At 67.7% G+C, this 17,657-nt stretch carries 20 protein-coding genes and 1 pseudogene; 6 read left to right on the top strand and 15 right to left on the bottom strand.

What is annotated here, in order from left to right; genetic code table 11:
* Positions 1-25: 25 nt before the first annotated feature.
* From MFM001_RS09765 to MFM001_RS09790, 6 genes are all read right to left on the bottom strand, one after another.
* Entirely contained in the window at positions 26-1,159 is a 1,134-nt protein-coding gene (locus MFM001_RS09765; RefSeq protein ID WP_116375041.1) for a cellulase family glycosylhydrolase, read from the bottom strand.
* Positions 1,160-1,231: 72 nt separating this feature from the next.
* On the bottom strand, positions 1,232-2,452 hold the full coding sequence (locus tag MFM001_RS09770) for an O-succinylhomoserine sulfhydrylase (RefSeq protein ID WP_116375042.1): 1,221 nt from the start codon (positions 2,450-2,452) through the stop codon (positions 1,232-1,234).
* Positions 2,449-2,862 (bottom strand): rhodanese-like domain-containing protein, encoded by a 414-nt coding sequence (locus tag MFM001_RS09775; protein ID WP_116375043.1) that lies wholly within the window; start codon positions 2,860-2,862, stop codon positions 2,449-2,451. The genes MFM001_RS09770 and MFM001_RS09775 overlap by 4 nt, the downstream gene beginning before the upstream one ends.
* Before the next feature lie 13 nt (positions 2,863-2,875).
* Positions 2,876-4,123 (bottom strand): formate-dependent phosphoribosylglycinamide formyltransferase, encoded by a 1,248-nt coding sequence (purT, locus tag MFM001_RS09780; protein ID WP_116375044.1) that lies wholly within the window; start codon positions 4,121-4,123, stop codon positions 2,876-2,878.
* A gap of 27 nt (positions 4,124-4,150) precedes the next feature.
* Complete coding sequence (locus MFM001_RS09785) at positions 4,151-4,786, bottom strand: PaaI family thioesterase (protein WP_116375045.1); 636 nt, start codon at positions 4,784-4,786, stop codon at positions 4,151-4,153.
* On the bottom strand, positions 4,783-6,081 hold the full coding sequence (locus tag MFM001_RS09790) for an adenylosuccinate synthase (RefSeq protein ID WP_116375046.1): 1,299 nt from the start codon (positions 6,079-6,081) through the stop codon (positions 4,783-4,785). The genes MFM001_RS09785 and MFM001_RS09790 overlap by 4 nt, the downstream gene beginning before the upstream one ends.
* Positions 6,082-6,230: 149 nt before the next feature.
* On the opposite strand from MFM001_RS09790, the gene MFM001_RS09795 reads away from it, so the two are divergent.
* From MFM001_RS09795 to MFM001_RS09810, 4 genes are read left to right on the top strand one after another with little or no spacing between them, the layout of a single operon-like run.
* Positions 6,231-6,833, top strand: a complete 603-nt coding sequence (locus MFM001_RS09795) for a peptidase M50 (RefSeq protein WP_116375047.1) — start codon at positions 6,231-6,233, stop codon at positions 6,831-6,833.
* Between the two features lie 56 nt (positions 6,834-6,889).
* Positions 6,890-7,144, top strand: coding sequence for a hypothetical protein (locus MFM001_RS09800; RefSeq protein WP_116375048.1), 255 nt, complete (start codon positions 6,890-6,892; stop codon positions 7,142-7,144).
* 22 nt (positions 7,145-7,166) lie between these two features.
* The gene (locus tag MFM001_RS09805; protein WP_116375049.1) at positions 7,167-7,946 is read left to right on the top strand and encodes a site-2 protease family protein; all 780 of its coding nucleotides are present in this window, start codon (positions 7,167-7,169) and stop codon (positions 7,944-7,946) included.
* 39 nt (positions 7,947-7,985) lie between these two features.
* A complete protein-coding gene (locus MFM001_RS09810; protein WP_116375050.1) occupies positions 7,986-8,819 on the top strand; it encodes a cation diffusion facilitator family transporter in 834 nt (277 codons plus the stop codon).
* Here the strand turns inward: MFM001_RS09810 and MFM001_RS09815 are convergent.
* On the bottom strand, positions 8,816-9,232 hold the full coding sequence (locus MFM001_RS09815; RefSeq protein ID WP_116375051.1) for a DUF3151 domain-containing protein: 417 nt from the start codon (positions 9,230-9,232) through the stop codon (positions 8,816-8,818). The two genes, MFM001_RS09810 and MFM001_RS09815, sit on opposite strands and share 4 nt — an antisense overlap.
* A gap of 170 nt (positions 9,233-9,402) precedes the next feature.
* Between MFM001_RS09815 and MFM001_RS09825 the strand changes: the two genes are divergently transcribed.
* Complete coding sequence (locus MFM001_RS09825; protein ID WP_116375053.1) at positions 9,403-10,248, top strand: hypothetical protein; 846 nt, start codon at positions 9,403-9,405, stop codon at positions 10,246-10,248.
* Here MFM001_RS09825 and fbaA read toward each other — a convergent pair.
* A complete protein-coding gene (fbaA, locus tag MFM001_RS09830) occupies positions 10,245-11,279 on the bottom strand; it encodes a class II fructose-bisphosphate aldolase (RefSeq protein WP_116375054.1) in 1,035 nt (344 codons plus the stop codon). The two genes, MFM001_RS09825 and fbaA, sit on opposite strands and share 4 nt — an antisense overlap.
* 94 nt (positions 11,280-11,373) lie before the next feature.
* On the opposite strand from fbaA, the gene MFM001_RS09835 reads away from it, so the two are divergent.
* On the top strand, positions 11,374-12,057 hold the full coding sequence (locus MFM001_RS09835) for a VTT domain-containing protein (protein ID WP_116375055.1): 684 nt from the start codon (positions 11,374-11,376) through the stop codon (positions 12,055-12,057).
* Positions 12,058-12,181: 124 nt separating this feature from the next.
* Here MFM001_RS09835 and MFM001_RS25115 read toward each other — a convergent pair whose 3' ends face one another.
* From MFM001_RS25115 to MFM001_RS25190, 7 genes and pseudogenes are all read right to left on the bottom strand, one after another.
* On the bottom strand, positions 12,182-13,531 hold the full coding sequence (locus tag MFM001_RS25115) for a 3-oxoacid CoA-transferase (protein ID WP_116375056.1): 1,350 nt from the start codon (positions 13,529-13,531) through the stop codon (positions 12,182-12,184).
* Positions 13,528-14,646 carry a glycoside hydrolase family 76 protein gene (locus MFM001_RS09845; protein ID WP_116375057.1) on the bottom strand — a complete coding sequence of 373 codons (1,119 nt, stop codon included), beginning with the start codon at positions 14,644-14,646 and terminating at the stop codon, positions 13,528-13,530. The genes MFM001_RS25115 and MFM001_RS09845 overlap by 4 nt, the downstream gene beginning before the upstream one ends.
* 16 nt (positions 14,647-14,662) lie before the next feature.
* Positions 14,663-15,301 carry a TrmH family RNA methyltransferase gene (locus MFM001_RS09850; RefSeq protein ID WP_371685517.1) on the bottom strand — a complete coding sequence of 213 codons (639 nt, stop codon included), beginning with the start codon at positions 15,299-15,301 and terminating at the stop codon, positions 14,663-14,665.
* Positions 15,298-16,170: a hypothetical protein gene (locus MFM001_RS09855; RefSeq protein WP_238159077.1), complete on the bottom strand. Its 873-nt coding sequence runs from the start codon at positions 16,168-16,170 to the stop codon at positions 15,298-15,300. Before MFM001_RS09855 ends, MFM001_RS09850 begins: the two co-directional genes overlap by 4 nt.
* A gap of 23 nt (positions 16,171-16,193) precedes the next feature.
* Complete coding sequence (pyrE, locus tag MFM001_RS09860; RefSeq protein WP_116375059.1) at positions 16,194-16,736, bottom strand: orotate phosphoribosyltransferase; 543 nt, start codon at positions 16,734-16,736, stop codon at positions 16,194-16,196.
* Positions 16,723-17,499: an SDR family oxidoreductase gene (locus MFM001_RS09865; protein ID WP_116375060.1), complete on the bottom strand. Its 777-nt coding sequence runs from the start codon at positions 17,497-17,499 to the stop codon at positions 16,723-16,725. The genes pyrE and MFM001_RS09865 overlap by 14 nt, the downstream gene beginning before the upstream one ends.
* Before the next feature lie 17 nt (positions 17,500-17,516).
* A pseudogene (locus MFM001_RS25190) lies at positions 17,517-17,657 on the bottom strand (hypothetical protein); the annotation flags it as partial.

Below are 17,657 nucleotides of genomic sequence, written 5' to 3' on the forward strand. Positions count from 1 at the left end.
CGGTTGCGGAATCGTTATCTCGCCGTCATCCAGTGGTATTCAGCGCACCGAGGTTACGGATCGTTTGGATCTCGGCGCTTTGGTAGGGCCGCCCGTCGGGGTGCAGCAGGTCGTGGAACCACACCTTCGGAATCGCGGTGTAGGGCTGATCCCACGAGTCCCAGGGATAGTAGGTTTGGGTCTTGCCGGCGACCAAGCCCCAATTGATCGCACTGACGTTGTGCCGCTTGGCAATCGGCAATATTCCGTCGACAGTGCTGTTACGGGTACGAGCCATGTATTCGGTACATAGCATCGGCCGGCCCAGCGGCGCAAGCTCGGCGATCCGGCTCTCGAATGCCGCCGGTTCGTCATAGCAATGGAAACTGACCACATCGGACTGGTCCAGTTGAATGCCCGCGATTACGCTGCGGCGCGCCGGATCTCCCCAGTTGCCGTCCCACACCGCGCTCGTCAGTGGTTGACGTGGATCGACCTCGCGTGCCCAACGAAACACCCGCGGCAGCAGGTCTGCAACATACTGCTGCTTGTCTTTCAACTCGACGTCGCGATACACCTGCGAGGGATTGTCGGGCTCGTTCCACAGATCCCAGCCCAAAACGCGGTCGTCGTTGCGGAATTGGGTCAACACACCTGTGACGTAGTCATGCAAGGTTCGGGTACGGCCGTCGTTGAGCCGTTCGGCGCCCGGGCTTTGCACCCAGCCGGAGTTGTGCACCCCCGGCTTCGGCGCCCGCTGCCGACCGGCTTTGGGCAACGGATCCCAACAGGAGTCGAAGAAGACGAACAGCGGCTTGATCCGGTGCCGCGCCGCAATCCCGACGAACTGCGCCAGACGTCCCTGAAAGCCGCGATGATCCTGGGCCCAGAGCTGATCGTGCAAAAAGACCCGCACCGTGTTGAACCCGCACGACCGGGCCCAGCCCAACTCGGTGTCGATGCGCCGCGGATCGAAGCTGCCCGCCTGAAACATCTCGAGTTGGTTGACGGCGTTGGAGGTGATGTAGTTGGCACCGATAAGCCAGCCCTGCGCCTGGTACCAGCTATTGGCTCGGTCAACCGACCATCGGCCTGCTTCTGCGCCGGCGCGCGGTGCGCGGGCCAGCGCGGTACCCGCGGCCGCCAGCAGCGGTAGCTTCAGGACCGTTCGACGCTGCACGGACCAACCCCCTCCCCGGGCGCTGGATCCAGTATTTACCGCTCGGGGGTTTGCTTGTGCGAAATTGGCGGCTTAGCCCAGCGCCCGATCGAGGTCGGCGATCAGGTCTTCGGTGTCCTCCAGCCCGACGGAGATGCGCACCACGCCGTCGCCCAGGCCGATCGCGGCCCGACCTTCCGGACCCATCGCCCGGTGCGTGGTAGTCGCCGGGTGGGTGACAAGCGATTTCGCGTCGCCGAGGTTGTTGGAGATGTCGATCAGCTGAAGCTTGTCCAGCACGTCGAAGGCCCGCTGTTTGGCCGCACTTTCCGGGGCGTCGAGTTCGAACGTGACGACGGTGCCGCCACCGGACATCTGCCGCTTGGCCAGATCGTGCTGCGGGTGCGACGGCAAGAACGGGTAGCGCACCCAGCGCACCGCGGGATGCCCCTCGAGGAACTCGGCGACACGCTGCGCCGAGGAATTGGCGTGTTCGACCCGAACAGCCAGCGTCTCAAGGCCTTTCAGCAGAATCCAGGCGTTGAAGGCGCTGATCGCCGGGCCGGTGTGGCGCATCAGCTTCTGCACCGGGCCGTCGATGTATTCCTTGTCGCCGAGGATCGCCCCGCCCAGCACCCGGCCCTGCCCGTCGAGGTGTTTGGTCCCCGAGTACACCACCACGTCGACGCCGAGCGGGAAGCCCTGCTGCAGCAGCGGTGTGGCGAACACGTTGTCCAGCACCACTTTTGCGCCGGCGGCATGCGACATCTCGACCACTGCGGCGATGTCGACCAGCGACTGCATCGGATTCGACGGCGTCTCGAAGAACACCGCCTGAGTCGGCACCGACAGCGCCTGCTCCCACTGCGACAGGTCGTCGCCGTCGACGAAAACCGTTTCGATTCCCCAGCGCGGCAGGATCTCGTTGCACACCACGAAGCACGAGCCGAACAGGCTGCGCGCGGCGACCAACCTGTCGCCCGCACCCAGCAGAGCGCCCAGCGAGGTGAACACCGCCGCCATGCCGCTGGCGGTGGCGAACGCCGCCGGCGCCCCCTCGATCAGCCGCAGCCGTTCCTCGAACATCGTGATGGTCGGATTGCCGTAGCGGGAGTAGACGTAGCGGTCCACCTCGCCGGTGAAAGCCTGCTCCGCGGCGGCCGCCGACTCGTAGACGTAGCCGGAGGCCAAATACATTGCCTCCGCGGTCTCTTCGAACTGCGACCGCAGGATTCCGCCGCGCACACCGATGGTGGCCGGGCCGACGCCATCGGGCAGCGGCGGCGGGACCCTGATGGAGTCGCCGGCGCTCACGACTGTCTCCAGGGCAAACCGATTGCCCGCCAACCGGTTCCGCCGCGGTGGCCCGCTTCGTCGAGGTGTCCTTCGAAGCCGTCCAGCACGTTGTACGACGGTCTGATGCCCACCTCGGTGGCGGCCTCGGCGGCACCGATCGAGCGGTTGCCGGAGCGGCACAGGAAAACCACGGGCCGGTCGTCGCGGGCCGGCACCCGTTCCAGCAGTTCGCCGACGAAGTTCTCGTTGCGGGTGCCGTCGGAGCGGTTCCACTCGATGTACACCACGTCACGGCCGAGGCCGGACAGGTCGGGCACGCCGACGAAGCGCCACTCGGCGTCGGTGCGAACGTCGACCAGCACCGCGTCGGGGTTCTCGCTCAGCAGCTCCCAAGCCTGCTGCGGCGTGATATCTCCTGCGTAACTCACCCGCGTGAGTCTCTCACGACTGCCACACCTTCCGCAGAGCGGTCGCCACCTGCTTGGCCCGCTCACGCGCTGTCGGCACGTCCACCGCGGTGACGACCGCCACCCCCAGCCGGCGCCGCTCGTCGGACTGGTGGTGGCCGAAAATCCGCACGTCGCTTTCCGGCACCGCCAGCGCCTCGGTCAGCGCGCCGCCGATCGGCCCGGTGTTGTCGGCGCCGGTGTCGATCGCCTCGTGACTGGAGTACAGCACCTGCGCGGCGGCCGGGGAGATCATGATGGTGTCGGTGGGCAGGCCCAAGATCGACCGGGCCTGCAGTTCGAACTCCGAAAGCCGCTGGCTGCGCAGGGTTACCACGCCGTTCTCGTATGGCCGCGTGGTGACATCGCAGAAGTAGACCTCGTCGCCGCGGATCATCAGCTCGACCCCGAACACGCCCCGCCCGCCGAGGGCTTTGACGATGCGTGCGGCGATCGACTTGGCAACGTCCAGCGCTGCGCGGCTCATCTGTTGCGGCTGCCAGGATTCCAGCGCCTCGCCGCTGACGTGGCCATGTCCGATCGGCGAACAGAATTCGACCACCGGACCTTTCGGTCCGTCGCTGCGCACCGTGAGCAGCGTCACATGAAAATCGACCTCGACGACGGTCTCGGCCATCACCCGTTTAGGCGCCAGCGGCCCGCCGGCCGACACCGCAGTCCGCCACGCCGACTCGAGATCGAACGGCCCGTAGATCACCGACTCCCCGTCGCCGCCCGGCGCCACCGGCTGGATCCGCAGCGGATATCCGGCGTGCTCGGCCACCTCGCGGAGTTCGTCGACCGATCCGGCGAACCAGAACGGCGCGGTGGGCAGCCCGAGTTCGTCGGCGGCCAGGCGACGCAGGCCCTCCCGGTCGGCGGTGAGCCGGGCGGCGCGGGCCGTCGGAAACACCTGCGCGAACCCGGTTTCCGCAGCGGCCGTCAACGCGTCGGCGGCCACCACGTCGGTCACCGTCACCACATAATTGGGCTGAAGCCGGCCGATGACCGCCGCCAACTCGTCCGTGTCGGTCAGCCTGACCACCACCGATTGGTCGGCCACCCCGTGCGCGGGCGCGTCGACATACCGCTCGACCGCGATCACCTCGGTGCCGAGCCGCTGAAAAGCGATCGCCAACTCCCGGCTGAACTCCCCGCCCCCCAACAACATCACCGTGGTGCGCTGAGCGTTGTCGTCGGAAGACTGTTCATGCTTTCCGCGGGCCGGCTCGTCCTCAGTCATTTGAACCAAGGATAGGCGCCGCACGCACTACGGCTGGCCGGGCAACAACCGCAGCATCAGCGCATTGGATTCGGCCAACAGGTTGTCGTCGGGGTCGCGCAGTTCACCCGAGACGAACGCCTTGCGGCCCTCGGTGGAGGCGATCCATCCCCGCACCACCAGCGGGGTGTCGATCGGGGTGATCTTGCGGTAGTCGACGTGCAGGAAAGCGGTCCGGCTGATCGGGCGGCCCGCGGCGACCACCACCATTCCGCACATCCAGTCGAACACCAGCGGCAGCACACCGCCGTGCACCGCCATGTTGCCGCCGACGTAAAAGCGGCTGAATTGGCCGCGCATTTCGACGCCGTCGGGACCGAACTTCGTCATGCTCCACGGCGGCATCAGCAGGCTGCCCAGGCCGGGCATCGACGGGACGCGCCCTGCCGGAGCGACGCCCTCCGGCGCCTGGAACGGGTCGAGCAGCTTGACCAGCTCCTCGGCCCGCTCGGCGGCGCTGTCCCAGGTGCCGTCGTCGGGATCGGTGGACACCGCGAGGTCCTGCAGGCGCCGCATCGCGGTGACGAACCTGGCGAAACCCGGGCCGGGCTCTGCGGCCTCGTAGCGGGGGAAGCCGCCGTGCTTGGGGTAGTCGGGGTCGAGTTCTTCGGGAATCTCGCTCACGGGTTGGCCGCCAGCACGTCGCGGCGCACGATGGTCTGGTCCCGGCCCGGGCCGACTCCGATGCACGAAATGTGTGCTCCGGCAAGCTCTTCGAGCCTCAGCACGTAGTCACGCGCCTTGGCGGGCAGATCGTCGAACTGCCGGGCGTCCGAGATGTCCTCCCACCAGCCGGGCAGTTCCTCGTAGACCGGTTCGGCGCGGGCCAGCTCGCTCTGCGTCATCGGCATGTCGTTCGTGCGCTTGCCGTCGATCTCATAGCCGACGCACACCGGAACGGTTTCCAGGCTGGACAACACGTCGAGCTTGGTCAGGAAGAAGTCGGTGATGCCGTTGACCCGGGTGGCGTAGCGGGCGATGACGGCGTCGAACCAACCGCAGCGCCGGCGCCGCCCCGTCGTCACGCCGAACTCGCCGCCGGTCTTGGACAGGTATTCGCCGTTCTCGTCGAACAATTCGGTGGGGAACGGGCCCGAGCCGACGCGGGTGGTGTAGGCCTTGAGGATTCCCAGCACGGTGGTGATCCGGGTGGGGCCGATGCCGGAGCCGACGGCCGCGCCGCCCGCCGTCGGGTTCGACGACGTCACGTACGGGTAGGTGCCGTGGTCGACGTCGAGCAGGGTGCCCTGCGAGCCTTCCAACAGGACGGTCTCGCCGCGTTCCAGGGCCGCGTTGAGCAGCAGCCGGGTGTCGGCGATGCGGTGCTTGAAACTCTCGGCCTGCTCGAGCAGGTTGTGCACGACGTGTTCGGGTTCCAGCGCCTTGCGGTTGTAGATCTTGACCAGGACCTGGTTCTTGAATTCCAGTGCGGCTTCGATCTTGTGGGCCAGCTGGCCGGGGTCGAGCACGTCGGCCACCCGGATGCCGATGCGGGCGATCTTGTCCTGGTAGCACGGACCGATGCCCCGGCCGGTGGTGCCGATCTTCTTGCTGCCCATGTAACGCTCGGTCACCTTGTCGATGGCCACGTGGTAGGGCATCAGCAAATGGGCGTCGGCGGAGATCAGCAGCCGGGAGGTGTCGACGCTGCGATCCTCGAGGCCCTTCAGCTCGTCGAGCAGCACGCCGGGATCGACCACCACACCGTTGCCGATGACGTTGGTGACGCCCGGCGTGAGTACCCCCGACGGGATCAGGTGCAGGGCGAAGTTCTCACCGGTGGGGAGGACGACGGTGTGCCCGGCGTTGTTGCCGCCCTGGTAGCGCACGACCCACTGCACGCGGCCGCCGAGTAGATCGGTGGCCTTGCCTTTGCCCTCGTCGCCCCATTGGGCGCCGATCAGGACGATTGCCGGCATGGTTCTCCTGATTATTGTGGTCCAGCCGGTAGCCCACACTAGCCGGTAGAAAGGCCCCCGCGTCGTTGAGATCGCGTACAGGGTCGTGATTCGTGAGGAACCACGACCCTGGGCGCAATCTCAAACGCCAACTCTTTGCGAGGAGAGTTTTGAACACGGCTGTGCTGTTGTTCGGCGATCGCCTGCCGCGTGCGCTTGACGGGCTGCCGGTTGTCGACGACGTCGACGCGACTGACCCTCGGCGGCTGATCGTGGTCGGCTCGGACGCCGACCTGGCGGCGGTGCTGAGCCGGTTGCTGCGTGCCGACCGACTCGACGTCGAGGTGGCGTTCGTGTCGCGGCGGCGCAGCGCGGCAACGCGGGCCTACGGTCTGCCGGCCGGATGGCGCGCGGCGAGGCGGGCACGGGGCGGCTCCGCGCAACGGGTGCCGTTGATTCGCGACGAGACCGGCTCGGTGATCGTCGGCGCAGCCGAATGGCGGCCCGCCGACGACGCGCCGCAGCTGCACGGCGAGGCGGTGGTCGACGACACCACGCTCTTCGACGGCGACGTCGACGGCGTGCGGATCGAGCCGACGTCGGCGCTGCCCGGGCTGCGCGCCCGCGTTGCCGGCGGACGCTGGGTGACCGGGCGCGCCGCCCAATTGGGCACCACCGGCGCGGCCGTGATCCGCGACGGCGTCCCAGCCGCCCGACCGGTGCGGCGCTCCACGTTCTACCGGCACGTCGAAGGCTGGCTCCTGGTCCGGTGAGCATGTTTGCTGCTACATTCCGACCACTGACTTCCGCGCGCAGGAAAGGCTTCACGATGCAGGTTTCCAAGTTTCGGCTGATGGTTGCCGGGGTCCTCACGGCAACGAGTTTCGGCGTCCTGGGCGCCGGCACGGCCTACGCCGTTCAGGTTCACATGGTCAACGCCAGGGATCACCTGCAGCAGGGGCTGAGTGAACTCCAACAAGCCGAGCCGGACAAGGGCGGGCACCGCGAACAAGCGATCAACCTCGTCCAACAGGCGATCGACCAAGTCAATCAGGGCATCCAATACGCCGACTCGAATCCGTAGTCGGAGCCGGTAACGTCGTGGCGTGAGCATCCGCGGCACGCACCAATCGGTGCGACCCAGCCCGATCTTCCTGGCAATCGTCGGCCTGACCGTGCTGGGCGGCGTGCTGGCCTGGCTGGCCGGGGCGCAAATCAGCCTTTCCGCCCGGGTCGGGGTCTTCATCTTGGTGATCGCCGGTTGGCTGGTGTCCCTGTGTTTGCACGAGTTCGGCCACGCCGTCACCGCGTGGCGGTTCGGTGACCACGACGTCGCGGTCCGCGGCTATCTGACACTGGACCCGCGCCGATACAGCAACCCGGGTCTGTCGCTGGGCCTGCCGATGCTGTTCATCGCGCTGGGCGGGATCGGGCTGCCCGGCGCGGCCGTCTACGTGCGGACGTCGTTCATGACGGCCGCGCAGCGCACCCTGGTCAGCCTGGCTGGGCCGGCGGCCAACCTGGTGCTGGCGGTGCTGCTGCTGGCGTCGACCCGGTTGTTCTACGACCCTGCGCACCCTGTGTTGTGGGCCGGGGTCGCGTTCTTGGGCTTCCTGCAGGTCACCGCGGTGCTGCTGAACCTGCTGCCGATCCCGGGCCTCGACGGCTACGGCGCGCTGGAACCGCACCTGAGCCCGGAGACACAACGCGCGGTCGAACCGTTCAAGCCGTGGGGCTTTTTGATCCTGCTGGTGCTGCTGATCACGCCGCTGCTCAACCAGTGGTTTTTCGGCATCGTCTACTGGTTCTTCGAGCTGTCCGGCGTGCCCACTTTGCTGGCGCAGCTCGGTGGCCAGTTGACCCGGTTCTGGAGCGCCTGGACCTAGGCTTGCGATATATGCGTAAACGCGCATATATTGGCTGGCATGTCTCGCGTCTCCCGGATGCTCGTCGCGACAGCCTTGCTGAGCGGGTTTTTCGTCGTCGAACTGGGCACCGCGCTGGCGATCGGCTCGATCACGCTGCTGGCCGACGCGGGTCACATCCTGACCGACGTGGTCGCTGCCGTCATGGGGTTGACGGCGCTGACGCTGGCCCGCCGCGGTAGCGCGTCGCCGCGGCGCACCTACGGCTGGCATCGCGCCGAGGTCTTCACCGCCATCGCCAATGCGACGCTGCTGATCGGGATGGCCGCGTTCATCGGCTACGAAGCGGTCCGGCGACTCGGCGACGCCCCAGACGTTCCCGGCGCGCCGATGGTCGCGGTGGCGCTCGCGGGCCTGGCCACCAATGCCGTGGTTGCGTTGTTGCTGCACTCACATGCATCGCAGAGCCTGGCGGTGAAGGGCGCTTACCTGGAGGTCGTCGCCGACATGGTCGGCAGCATCGGCGTGCTGATCGCCGGGCTGGTCACACTCACCACGCACTGGCCGTACGCCGACGTCGTCGTCGCCGTCGTCGTCGCGCTCTGGGTGGTGCCGCGGGCGATCGCGCTGGCCGGCGGCGCGTTGCGGATTCTGTCCGAAACGTCGCCGCGGCACATCGACGTCGAGGAGCTGCGGGCCGCGCTGGGCGCCGTCGACGGCGTGACCGGCGTCCACGACCTGCATGTGTGGACGCTGGTGCCGGGTAGGGACATGGCGACCGCGCACCTGACCAGCCGGCACGACTCGGCGCGGGTGCTCGACGACGCCCGCGCGGTGTTGGCCGACCGCGGCCTACAGCACGTCACCGTCCAGGTCGAGCGAGCCGCCTGCTAGCTCAAGCCCAGTTCGACGCGCGCCGCCGGGTCGCAGTCGTCGAGCAGGTCCAGGCAACGCTGGTACTCGTCGGTCTCCCCGATCGCGTCGGCCGCACGGGCCAGCGCCGCTACACACCGCAGGAATCCCCGGTTGGGCTCATGCGAATACGGCACCGGGCCGAAGCCCTTCCACCCGTTGCGCCGCAGCTGGTCCAGCCCGCGGTGATAGCCGGTACGGGCGTAGGCGTAGGCGGTGATCGCCTTGTCGTCTGCCAGCGCTTCTTCGGCCAGCTCCGCCCAGGCCACCGACGCCGAGGGATGTGCGGCGGCGACGATCGCCGGTTTCTCGTCGGCGAGCAGCTCGGCCTCGGCGTCAGGATCGCCGGGCAGCAAGATCGGATCCGGTCCCAGGAGATCACCGAACGGTGTCATAAGCGCCGCTCCTCCTCATCGCTTCGCTCTGCATCGTCGCCGGCGGGGTGGCATGGGGTTCATTGTGCCGTGCTGCCCGACGACCCGACCGCCCCGGCGTCGCCACATAACCGTGGGGCGGTCGCTAAGCTCCAACTACCGATCTCGACAGCCGGAGGACAGCAGCGCTCATGCCCAATCCATCGGACGACAAGCCGAACGCGGCTGGATTCGATCCAGACGCCAAGGCGGCGGATTCCGCCGAGGGGCAGGCTGATCCCGACGACGAGGTGACCGAGGCCTACCGCACGGCACCCTCCGACGCGGAGCCCGCCACCGAGGTGATCGCCAAGGCGCAGCGTGAAAGCGAGCGCGACGCTCCCCAACCGCAGTTCCAGCGTGGCGAACGTCGCTTCACCGCACCGGGTTTCGACGCCAAGGAGACCGCCGTCATCGCCACCTCCCCGGAGCCGGCCACCGAGGTCTTTCAGACGGGTGAGGGATCGACGGGCCAGGGCCGGGCGACGCCGAGAACCGCTATGCCGCAACTGATTCCGCCTCGGCTCGGCGCAAAGCTGCGGCCGTCGAGCCAGCGCAGCTGGGGCTGGGTGCTGGCGCTCATCCTGATCATCCTGGCCTTGGCGGCGGTAGCCGTGCTGGGCACCGTGCTGCTGACGCACGGCAACAAAAAGAAGCACGCGTCGCAGGAGGACCAGGTCCGCAGCACCATCCAAAGTTTCGACGCCGCAGTGCAAAAGGGCGACCTGGCCACGCTGCGGACCATCACCTGCGGCAACATCCGCGACGGCTACGTGAGCTACGACGAGCAGGCCTGGCAGGACACCTACCAGCGGGTCGCGGCGGCCAGGCAGTACCCGGTGGTCGCCAGCATCGACCAGGTCGTCGTCGACGACAAACACGCCGAGGCCAACGTCACCGCGTTCATGGCCTACGCGCCGCAGGTCCGCTCGACCCGCAGCTTCGACCTGCAGTACCGCGACGACGAGTGGAAGATCTGCCAATCCACCGCCGGTTAGGCGGTTAGCGACTTTCCGGCGCAGTGCAGGTCGTTGCAGGCCTCGATGACCCGCTCGGTCATCGCCGCCTCGGCCTTCTTCAGGTAGCTGCGCGGGTCGTAGACCTTCTTGTTGCCCACCTCGCCGTCGACCTTGAGCACGCCGTCGTAGTTGGTGAACATGTGCGCGGCGACCGGGCGGGTGAACGCGTACTGGGTGTCGGTGTCGACGTTCATCTTCACCACGCCGTAGCGCAGCGCCTCCTCGATCTCCGACTTCTCCGAGCCCGACCCGCCGTGGAACACGAAGTCGAACGGCTTGGAGCCGTCGGGCAGCCCCAGTTTGGCCGCGGCCACCTTCTGCCCCTGAGCCAAGATGTCCGGGCGGAGTTTGACGTTGCCCGGCTTGTACACGCCGTGCACGTTGCCGAACGTCGCTGCCAGCAGGTACTTGCCGTGCTCGCCGTGGCCCAGCGCGTCGATGGTCTTCTCGAAGTCCTCCGGCGTGGTGTAGAGCTTGTCGTTGATCTCGTTGGCCACGCCGTCCTCTTCGCCGCCGACGACGCCGATCTCGATTTCGAGGATGATCTTGGCGGCCGCGGCGTCCTTGAGCAGCTGACGGGCGATGTCGAGGTTCTCGTCGATCGGCACCGCCGAGCCGTCCCACATGTGCGACTGAAACAAGGGGTCCTTGCCCGCCGAGACCCGCTCGGAGGAGATCGCCAGCAGCGGCCGCACGTAGCCGTCCAGCTTGTCCTTCGGACAGTGGTCGGTGTGCAGCGCCACGTTGATCGGATACTTCTCGGCGATGACGTGGGCGAACTCGGCCAGGGCCACCGCGCCGGTCACCATGTTCTTCACCCCCAGACCGGAAGCGAACTCGGCGCCGCCGGTGGAGAACTGGATGATGCCGTCGCTGCCGGCGTCGGCAAAGCCTTTGATCGCCGCGTTGACCGTCTCGGAGGACGTGCAGTTGATGGCCGGGAAGGCGTACGAATTCTCCTTGGCACGTCGCAGCATCTCGGCGTAGACCTCGGGCGTCGCGATGGGCATGAAACTTCCTTCCTGGCGATCGTGGGCCTCCAGTATCGCAACAGCGGCCCGGCGTCGACAGACCGCCCGGGACCCGCCGGTATCTTGATGGGCAATGACTACCACCCTGGTCGCGTTGCCCGACCTGCTCGACCCGATGTACTGGTTGGGCGCCAACGGCGTCTTCGGGCACGCGGTGCTGCCCGGCATCCTGCTGATCGTCTTCATCGAGACCGGCCTGCTGTTCCCGCTGCTGCCCGGCGAGTCGCTGCTGTTCACCGGCGGATTGCTGGCGGCCAGCACCAACCCGCCCGTCAGCATCGAGGTGCTCGCGATCTGCGTCGCCGTGGTCGCGGTGCTCGGCGACCAGACCGGCTATATCATTGGGCGGCGGATCGGCCCGGCGCTGTTCAAGAAGGAAGACTCACGCTTCTTCAAAAAGCACTACGTGACCGAGTCGCACGCCTTCTTCGAGAAGTACGGGCCGATGGCGATCATCCTGGCCCGGTTCATGCCGTTCGTGCGGACATTCACCCCGGTGGTCGCCGGGGTGTCCTACATGCGCTATCCGCTGTTCCTTGGGTTCGACATCGTCGGCGGCATCGCGTGGGGCGCGGGTGCGACGCTGGCCGGCTATTTCTTGGGCAACGTCGCCTTCGTGCACCAGAACTTGGAAAAGATCATCCTGGGGATCTTGTTCGTGTCGATGATTCCCGCATTCATCTCGGCGGGGCGGATGTGGCTGGGTCGCCGCCGTGCAGCGGCGGAGCCCGAAGAGCGGCTAGCGGTCCCCGAGTAGTCGCCTCATCGAGTGTGCACTGAGGGCTTCCAGTGCGAATCCAGGGCGGGAAACTCGCGAAAATGCCGCCCTACGTTCACATTCGACGCCCAGGATGCACACTCGATGCAGGGCAAACTTAGTCCTACAGCGCGACCCGGAAATCGCAGCCGGTCTTGGCGCGCACCTCCTCGACCGTGACACCGGGATGCAATTCGGTGAGCAGCAACCCCTGTCCCGGCTCGACGTCGAACACGCACAGGTCGGTGATGATCATGTCGACCACGCCCTTGCCGGTCAGCGGCAGCGTGCACTGCGGCAGGATTTTCGGACTGCCGTCCTTGGCGGCATGATCCATCACGACGATCACGCGCTTGACCCCCGACACCAAATCCATTGCGCCGCCGGGCCCTTTGACCATCTTGCCGGGCACCATCCAGTTGGCCAGGTCACCGTTTTCGGCCACCTGCAGGCCGCCCAGGATGGACAGGTCGATGTGGCCGCCGCGGATCATCGCGAACGAATCGGCGCTACTGAAAAAGCTCGAGCCCGGCAGACTTGTGATCGTCTGCTTGCCGGCGTTGATCAGGTCGGGGTCGACGGCGTCGTCGGTCGGATAGGCCCCGATGCCGAGTAGGCCGTTCTCCGACTGCAGCGTGACGTTGATGTCCTCGGGAATGAAGTTGGCCACCAGCGTCGGTATGCCGATGCCCAGGTTCACGTAATAGCCGTCGCGCAGTTCCTGAGCGGCGCGCTGAGCCATCCTCTCCCGAATCGGACTGTCGTGCTTGAGGTTTGAACCGTTGCTCGTCGTGCGGAATTCGATGCGCTTCTCGTAGTTGCGGCCTTCGATGATGCGGTCCACGTAGATGCCGGGCGTGTGGACCAGGTCGGGATCCAGCTCGCCCACCTCCACGAGCTCTTCGACTTCGGCCACGGTCACGGCGCCGCAGGTGGCGATCATCGGGTTGAAGTTTCGGGCTGTCTTGCGGTAGACGAGGTTGCCCGCCGCGTCGCCCTTCCACGCCTTCACAAGCGCCACGTCGGCCCGAATGCCTTCTTCCAGAACGTATTCCGTGCCGTCGAAGACGCGGACATCCTTGCCTTCGGCCAGTTCGGTGCCGTAGGCAGTGCGGGTGTAGAAGCCGGGAATGCCTGCGCCGCCGGCGCGTAACTTCTCCGCCAGCGTGCCCTGGGGCGTGAGCGTGAGATCCAACTCGCCTGAGAGCACCTGACGCTCGAACTCCTTGTTCTCACCGACGTAGGAGGCGATCACCTTCTTGACCTGTCTCGCCGTGAGCAACACCCCCATGCCGAAACCGTCGACGCCGGCGTTGTTTCCGACGATCGTGAGGTCCTTGACCCCGCTGTCAGCCAGCGCCTGGATCAAGTTCTCCGGAATGCCGCACAGGCCGAAACCGCCTGATGCGACGGTGATTCCGTCCGTCAGTAGCCCCTGCAGGGCGGACTCGGCGTCGGCGTAGACCTTGTTCACGCATCACTCCTCTCGTCGGCAGTTACCGCGTGCGCGGCCTCCATCAGCATCCAGCCGGACAGTTGCACCGACAGGTCGCGCTCGGGTATCTCCGAGCCGGTGACCGCGCCCTCGACAAACTCCGCCTTCTTGCCCGCCGTCGTCGGCATTTCGGCAGTGCGGTCCCAGAACGGCCCGAACAGCGGCAGGCCGTCGACCGTCTGCCGGTAATCCCACGCCGACTGCGCCGACGACAGAACCAGCTTGCGGGCGGTGTCGCGGGCCGTAGTGTCCTCGGCCGAATCCCCCGGCAACGTCGTTGCCACCAGTGCCAGGTAGCGGGCGGTGATCCCGGCGAACAGCCCGCCGTCGCCGCCGCCGGCGCCCTTGATCACCCCGCCCGGCGCCATGTGCTCGTCGACGGCGGCGACCAGCCGGTGCGCCCGCGGCGCATGCCGCTCGTCGCCGGTGCGCACGGCCAGTTCGGTTTCCAGCCCGAGCACCACGCCCTGGCAGTAGGTGTACTGCGCGCGGACTAGCGAGCCGGCCTTGATGCCGTCGAACACCAGGTGGGTCTCCGGGTCGATCAGCGTCGCGTCGATCCAGTCCGCCATCTGCTGCGCGCGCTTCAGCCGGTCGCCGTAACGGGCCAGGAAGATCCCCGCCGGGCCGTTGCCGGGAGCGTTGAAGAACTGGTCCTGCTTGCGCCACGGGATGCCGCCGCCGTCCTCGGGCACCCACGCCTTGACGAACTGGTCGGTCAGCTTGTCCAGCGCGCGATGCCGGTCGATGCCGGCAATTCGCGAGGCCCGCTCGAGGGCCAGCGCCAGCCAGGCCATGTCGTCGTAGTAGTTGTTGATCCACCGGCCAGTGTTGCGCAGCCGGTGTGAGCGGATCTGCCGCCGAATCCTCTTGACGCGCTCCGGTTTTGGATCGCGCTGCTGCGCGTCGACCAGACAGTCCAGCAGGTGCGCCTGCCACCAGTAGTGCCAGCTGCCGAACAACCGGTCGCGCCGCACCGGCGGCCAGGCCACCACGCCCAGCTGGGTGCCCGGCAGCGCCCACAGTCGTTTGAGATGCCGGGTGGTCACCGCGGTTTCTGCGCTGGCCGCCCGGTTGGCCCATACCTGCTCCATGTAACCTGATCCTGCCTTACCAGGCCTGCTCGATGTTTCCGTGTCGGGTGATCCAGGCGTGCATGGCGATCCCGGCGGCGACGGCGACGTTGATGCTGCGCGTCGAGCCCCACTGCGCGATCGACACGGTCAGCGCCGCGCCCGCCCGGGCGTCGTCGCTGATGCCTGGACCTTCCTGGCCAAACACCAGCAGGCAATCCCGGGGCAACTCAGTCTCTTCGAGCCGGGCGGCCCCGGGAACATTGTCGACGGCGACCACGGTCAACCCCTCATGCGACGCGAAGTCAAGCAGGCCGGCGACGTGGTCGTGATGGGACAGCCGCTGGTAGCGGTCAGTCACCATGGCGCCGCGGCGATTCCAGCGGCGGCGGCCGACGATGTGCACAGTGTCGACGGCGAACGCGTTGGCGGTGCGCACCACGGCGCCGATGTTGGCGTCGTGGCCGAAGTTCTCGATCGCCACATGCAGCGGATGCCTGCGTTGGTCGATGTCGGCGATGATCGCCTCTCGCGTCCAGTACCGGTAGGCGTCGACGACGTTGCGGGTGTCGCCGTCGCGCAGCAGCGCCGGGTCGTAACGCGGATCTGTTGGGAGCGGTCCTTCCCACGGCCCGACGCCACCAGTCGGTGCACCCCACTCCGTCGGACCAGTCATCGGTTGGTCCAGACGGCGGCGTGGGTGCCGACCACCGAGACGGTGGCGTACAGCAGCGCCTGGTTGATCTCGCCCTGGGTGCACAGCGAGGCGTCGACGTGTACGGCGTCCAGCGACGCCTCGGGCAGCAGCAGCGCCGACGACCCGTACGTCGAGCAGGCCGGGGACAGCCCCGGCGGGGGCAGGGTCGGGGCGGCGAGCAGCATCATCGGCCCGCCGCGGGCCGCGGAGTCGTCGCGGTACTTGGCGGCGATCGCGTCGGCTACCAGGCCCAGCAGCATGTAGCCGCTGCCGGTGAACGCCGCCGGGTCGCCCAGTGACTGCTGGCTCAGCTGGACGCCGTCGGCGCGCCACGCCGACACGCTGGTGGTCTTGACGACCATGCCGATGTCGTTCTCCTTGGTCGGCAGCATTCCCACCGGGAAGGTTGCCGGATACGCCGCGGCGCTGCCGGCGATCCGGTCCCGCGGCGAATACACGTACACGCCGCGCACGGTGCTGCGCTCCTTTTGCGGGCCCAAACACACTGTGCCGGTGAGCCGGTCGGGTGATGGTGACGAAAGTGGCCGCACTACAACGTTTTTCGCGGTGCCGCAGCTGCCGATGCCGGCGGCCTCCATCGGGTGGGCCAGCGCGCCGTACAGCCCGAACCGCAGGTCCGCCGGTTTGGCGTGCGGGGCGGCCGGATCGGTGGGGGCCGCGTCGACGTCGACCAAGACGTAGTCGGCGTTCCAGCGCAGGTTGGACACCGCGACGTTCCAGCCCAGCACCGCAAGCGATTCACCCAACCGGGCGGACTGTGCGCCGTAGATGCGCTCCGGGTGATGCGAGCTGCCACAGCCGGACACCAGGACCATCGTCGCCAACATCGCAATGAGAGCCCGCACGGTGTCTAGCGCAAACCCAGATCCGCCAGGCCGAGCACGCTGCGGTAGGCCAGGCCCTCGGCTTGGATGGCTTCGGCGGCGCCGGTGGCGCGGTCGACGACCGTCGCCACACCGACCACCTCGGCGCCGGCGTCGCGCACCGCGCGCACCGCGGTCAGCGCCGAGGCACCGGTGGTGCTGGTGTCCTCGACCACCAGCACCCGCTGCCCAGTGATGTCGGGGCCTTCGATAAGTCGTTGCATGCCATGGGTTTTCACTGACTTGCGGACCACGAACGCGTCGATGGGCCGACCAGGGGCGTGCATGACGGCGGTGGCGACCGGATCGGCGCCCAGCGTCAGGCCGCCGACCGACGCGTAGTCCCAGTCGTCGGTGAGGTCGCGAATCAGCCGGCCGATCAGCGGGGCGGCCCGGTGGTGCAGGGTGGCGCGGCGCAGGTCGACGTAGTAGTCGGCTTCCTTGCCCGACGACAGCGTGACCCGCCCGTGCACCACCGACAACCGGCGTACCAGCTCGGCCAGCTCGTCGCGAGGCTCAAGTTCTGCCACGGCCCCGACCGAATCTATTTGTGGTGGCGCGCGCCAGGTTTCGCGGCAACATCCGCGCGCCGCCGGTGAGGAGCTTGTACTGCAGACCGGGCACGCTGATCACCTTGCCGCGGGCGATGTCCGCGAGGCTCTCCCGGATCACGTCGTCGACGTCGAGCCACAGGAACGACGGCAGCTTGGTCATGTCGATGCCGGCCCGGTGATGAAATTCGGTGTGCACGTAGCCCGGACAGACTGCGTGCACACTCACGCCGGTGCCCTTCAGGCCGCCGGCCAGGCCCTCGGTGAACGACACCACCCACGCCTTGGACGCCGAGTACGTCGAGCCGCGACCCGACAGCAGCCCCGCGACGCTGGCGACGTTGATCACGGTGCCCGAGCCGGCGTCGAGCATGGCCGGCAGTGCCGCCCGGGTCAGCTGCATCACCGCGGTCACGTTGACGTCGAGCTGGGCCTGCAGCAACGCCGGGTCGGCGGTCCAGAATTCACCGGAGGTGCCGAATCCGGCGTTGTTGACCAGCACGTCGACACCGGCCGCCAGCCGCTGGGCGACCTTGCCGCGGCCGTCGGCATCGGCCAGGTCGGCCGGCAGCACCTCGACGTCGCGGCCGGCCTCGTCGCGCAGTTCCGCCGCCAGTTGGTTCAGCCGGTCGGCGTCGCGGGCTACCAGCACGAGGTCGTGGCCGTCGGCCGCGTAGCGGCGTGCGTAGCCTTCGCCGATTCCGGATGTGGGCCCGGTGATCAGGGCGACGGGACGCGGCACGGCGCCAGTGTATTTACTCAGCGCTGGTAATGCGTGGCCTGGTAGCCGTTCCGGCCGGCGGGCGGCGGGCGGCGGACCGCTCCCCCGCGGGTGCTTTCGCGGCGCACCGGCTCGGCCGATGCGCGGCGAGTGGGCTCCGGGCGCGCGGGCGCCTCGGC

It is taken from the genome of Mycobacterium sp. MFM001 (assembly GCF_003402475.1).
Taxonomy (GTDB): Bacteria; Actinomycetota; Actinomycetes; order Mycobacteriales; family Mycobacteriaceae; genus Mycobacterium.

Bases quoted from the DNA above. Each gene is read 5' to 3' on its own strand.
- fbaA (WP_116375054.1), bottom strand. From the start codon at position 11,279: ATGCCCATCGCGACGCCCGAGGTCTACGCCGAGATGCTGCGACGTGCC.
- MFM001_RS09835 (WP_116375055.1), top strand. From the start codon at position 11,374: ATGACTACCACCCTGGTCGCGTTGCCCGACCTGCTCGACCCGATGTAC.
- MFM001_RS09825 (WP_116375053.1), top strand. From the start codon at position 9,403: ATGCCCAATCCATCGGACGACAAGCCGAACGCGGCTGGATTCGATCCA.
- MFM001_RS09800 (WP_116375048.1), top strand. From the start codon at position 6,890: ATGCAGGTTTCCAAGTTTCGGCTGATGGTTGCCGGGGTCCTCACGGCA.
- MFM001_RS09855 (WP_238159077.1), bottom strand. From the start codon at position 16,170: ATGTTGGCGACGATGGTCCTGGTGTCCGGCTGTGGCAGCTCGCATCAC.
- purT (WP_116375044.1), bottom strand. From the start codon at position 4,123: ATGACTGAGGACGAGCCGGCCCGCGGAAAGCATGAACAGTCTTCCGAC.
- MFM001_RS09810 (WP_116375050.1), top strand. From the start codon at position 7,986: ATGTCTCGCGTCTCCCGGATGCTCGTCGCGACAGCCTTGCTGAGCGGG.
- MFM001_RS09850 (WP_371685517.1), bottom strand. From the start codon at position 15,301: ATGACTGGTCCGACGGAGTGGGGTGCACCGACTGGTGGCGTCGGGCCG.
- MFM001_RS09845 (WP_116375057.1), bottom strand. From the start codon at position 14,646: ATGGAGCAGGTATGGGCCAACCGGGCGGCCAGCGCAGAAACCGCGGTG.
- MFM001_RS09815 (WP_116375051.1), bottom strand. From the start codon at position 9,232: ATGACACCGTTCGGTGATCTCCTGGGACCGGATCCGATCTTGCTGCCC.
- MFM001_RS09790 (WP_116375046.1), bottom strand. From the start codon at position 6,081: ATGCCGGCAATCGTCCTGATCGGCGCCCAATGGGGCGACGAGGGCAAA.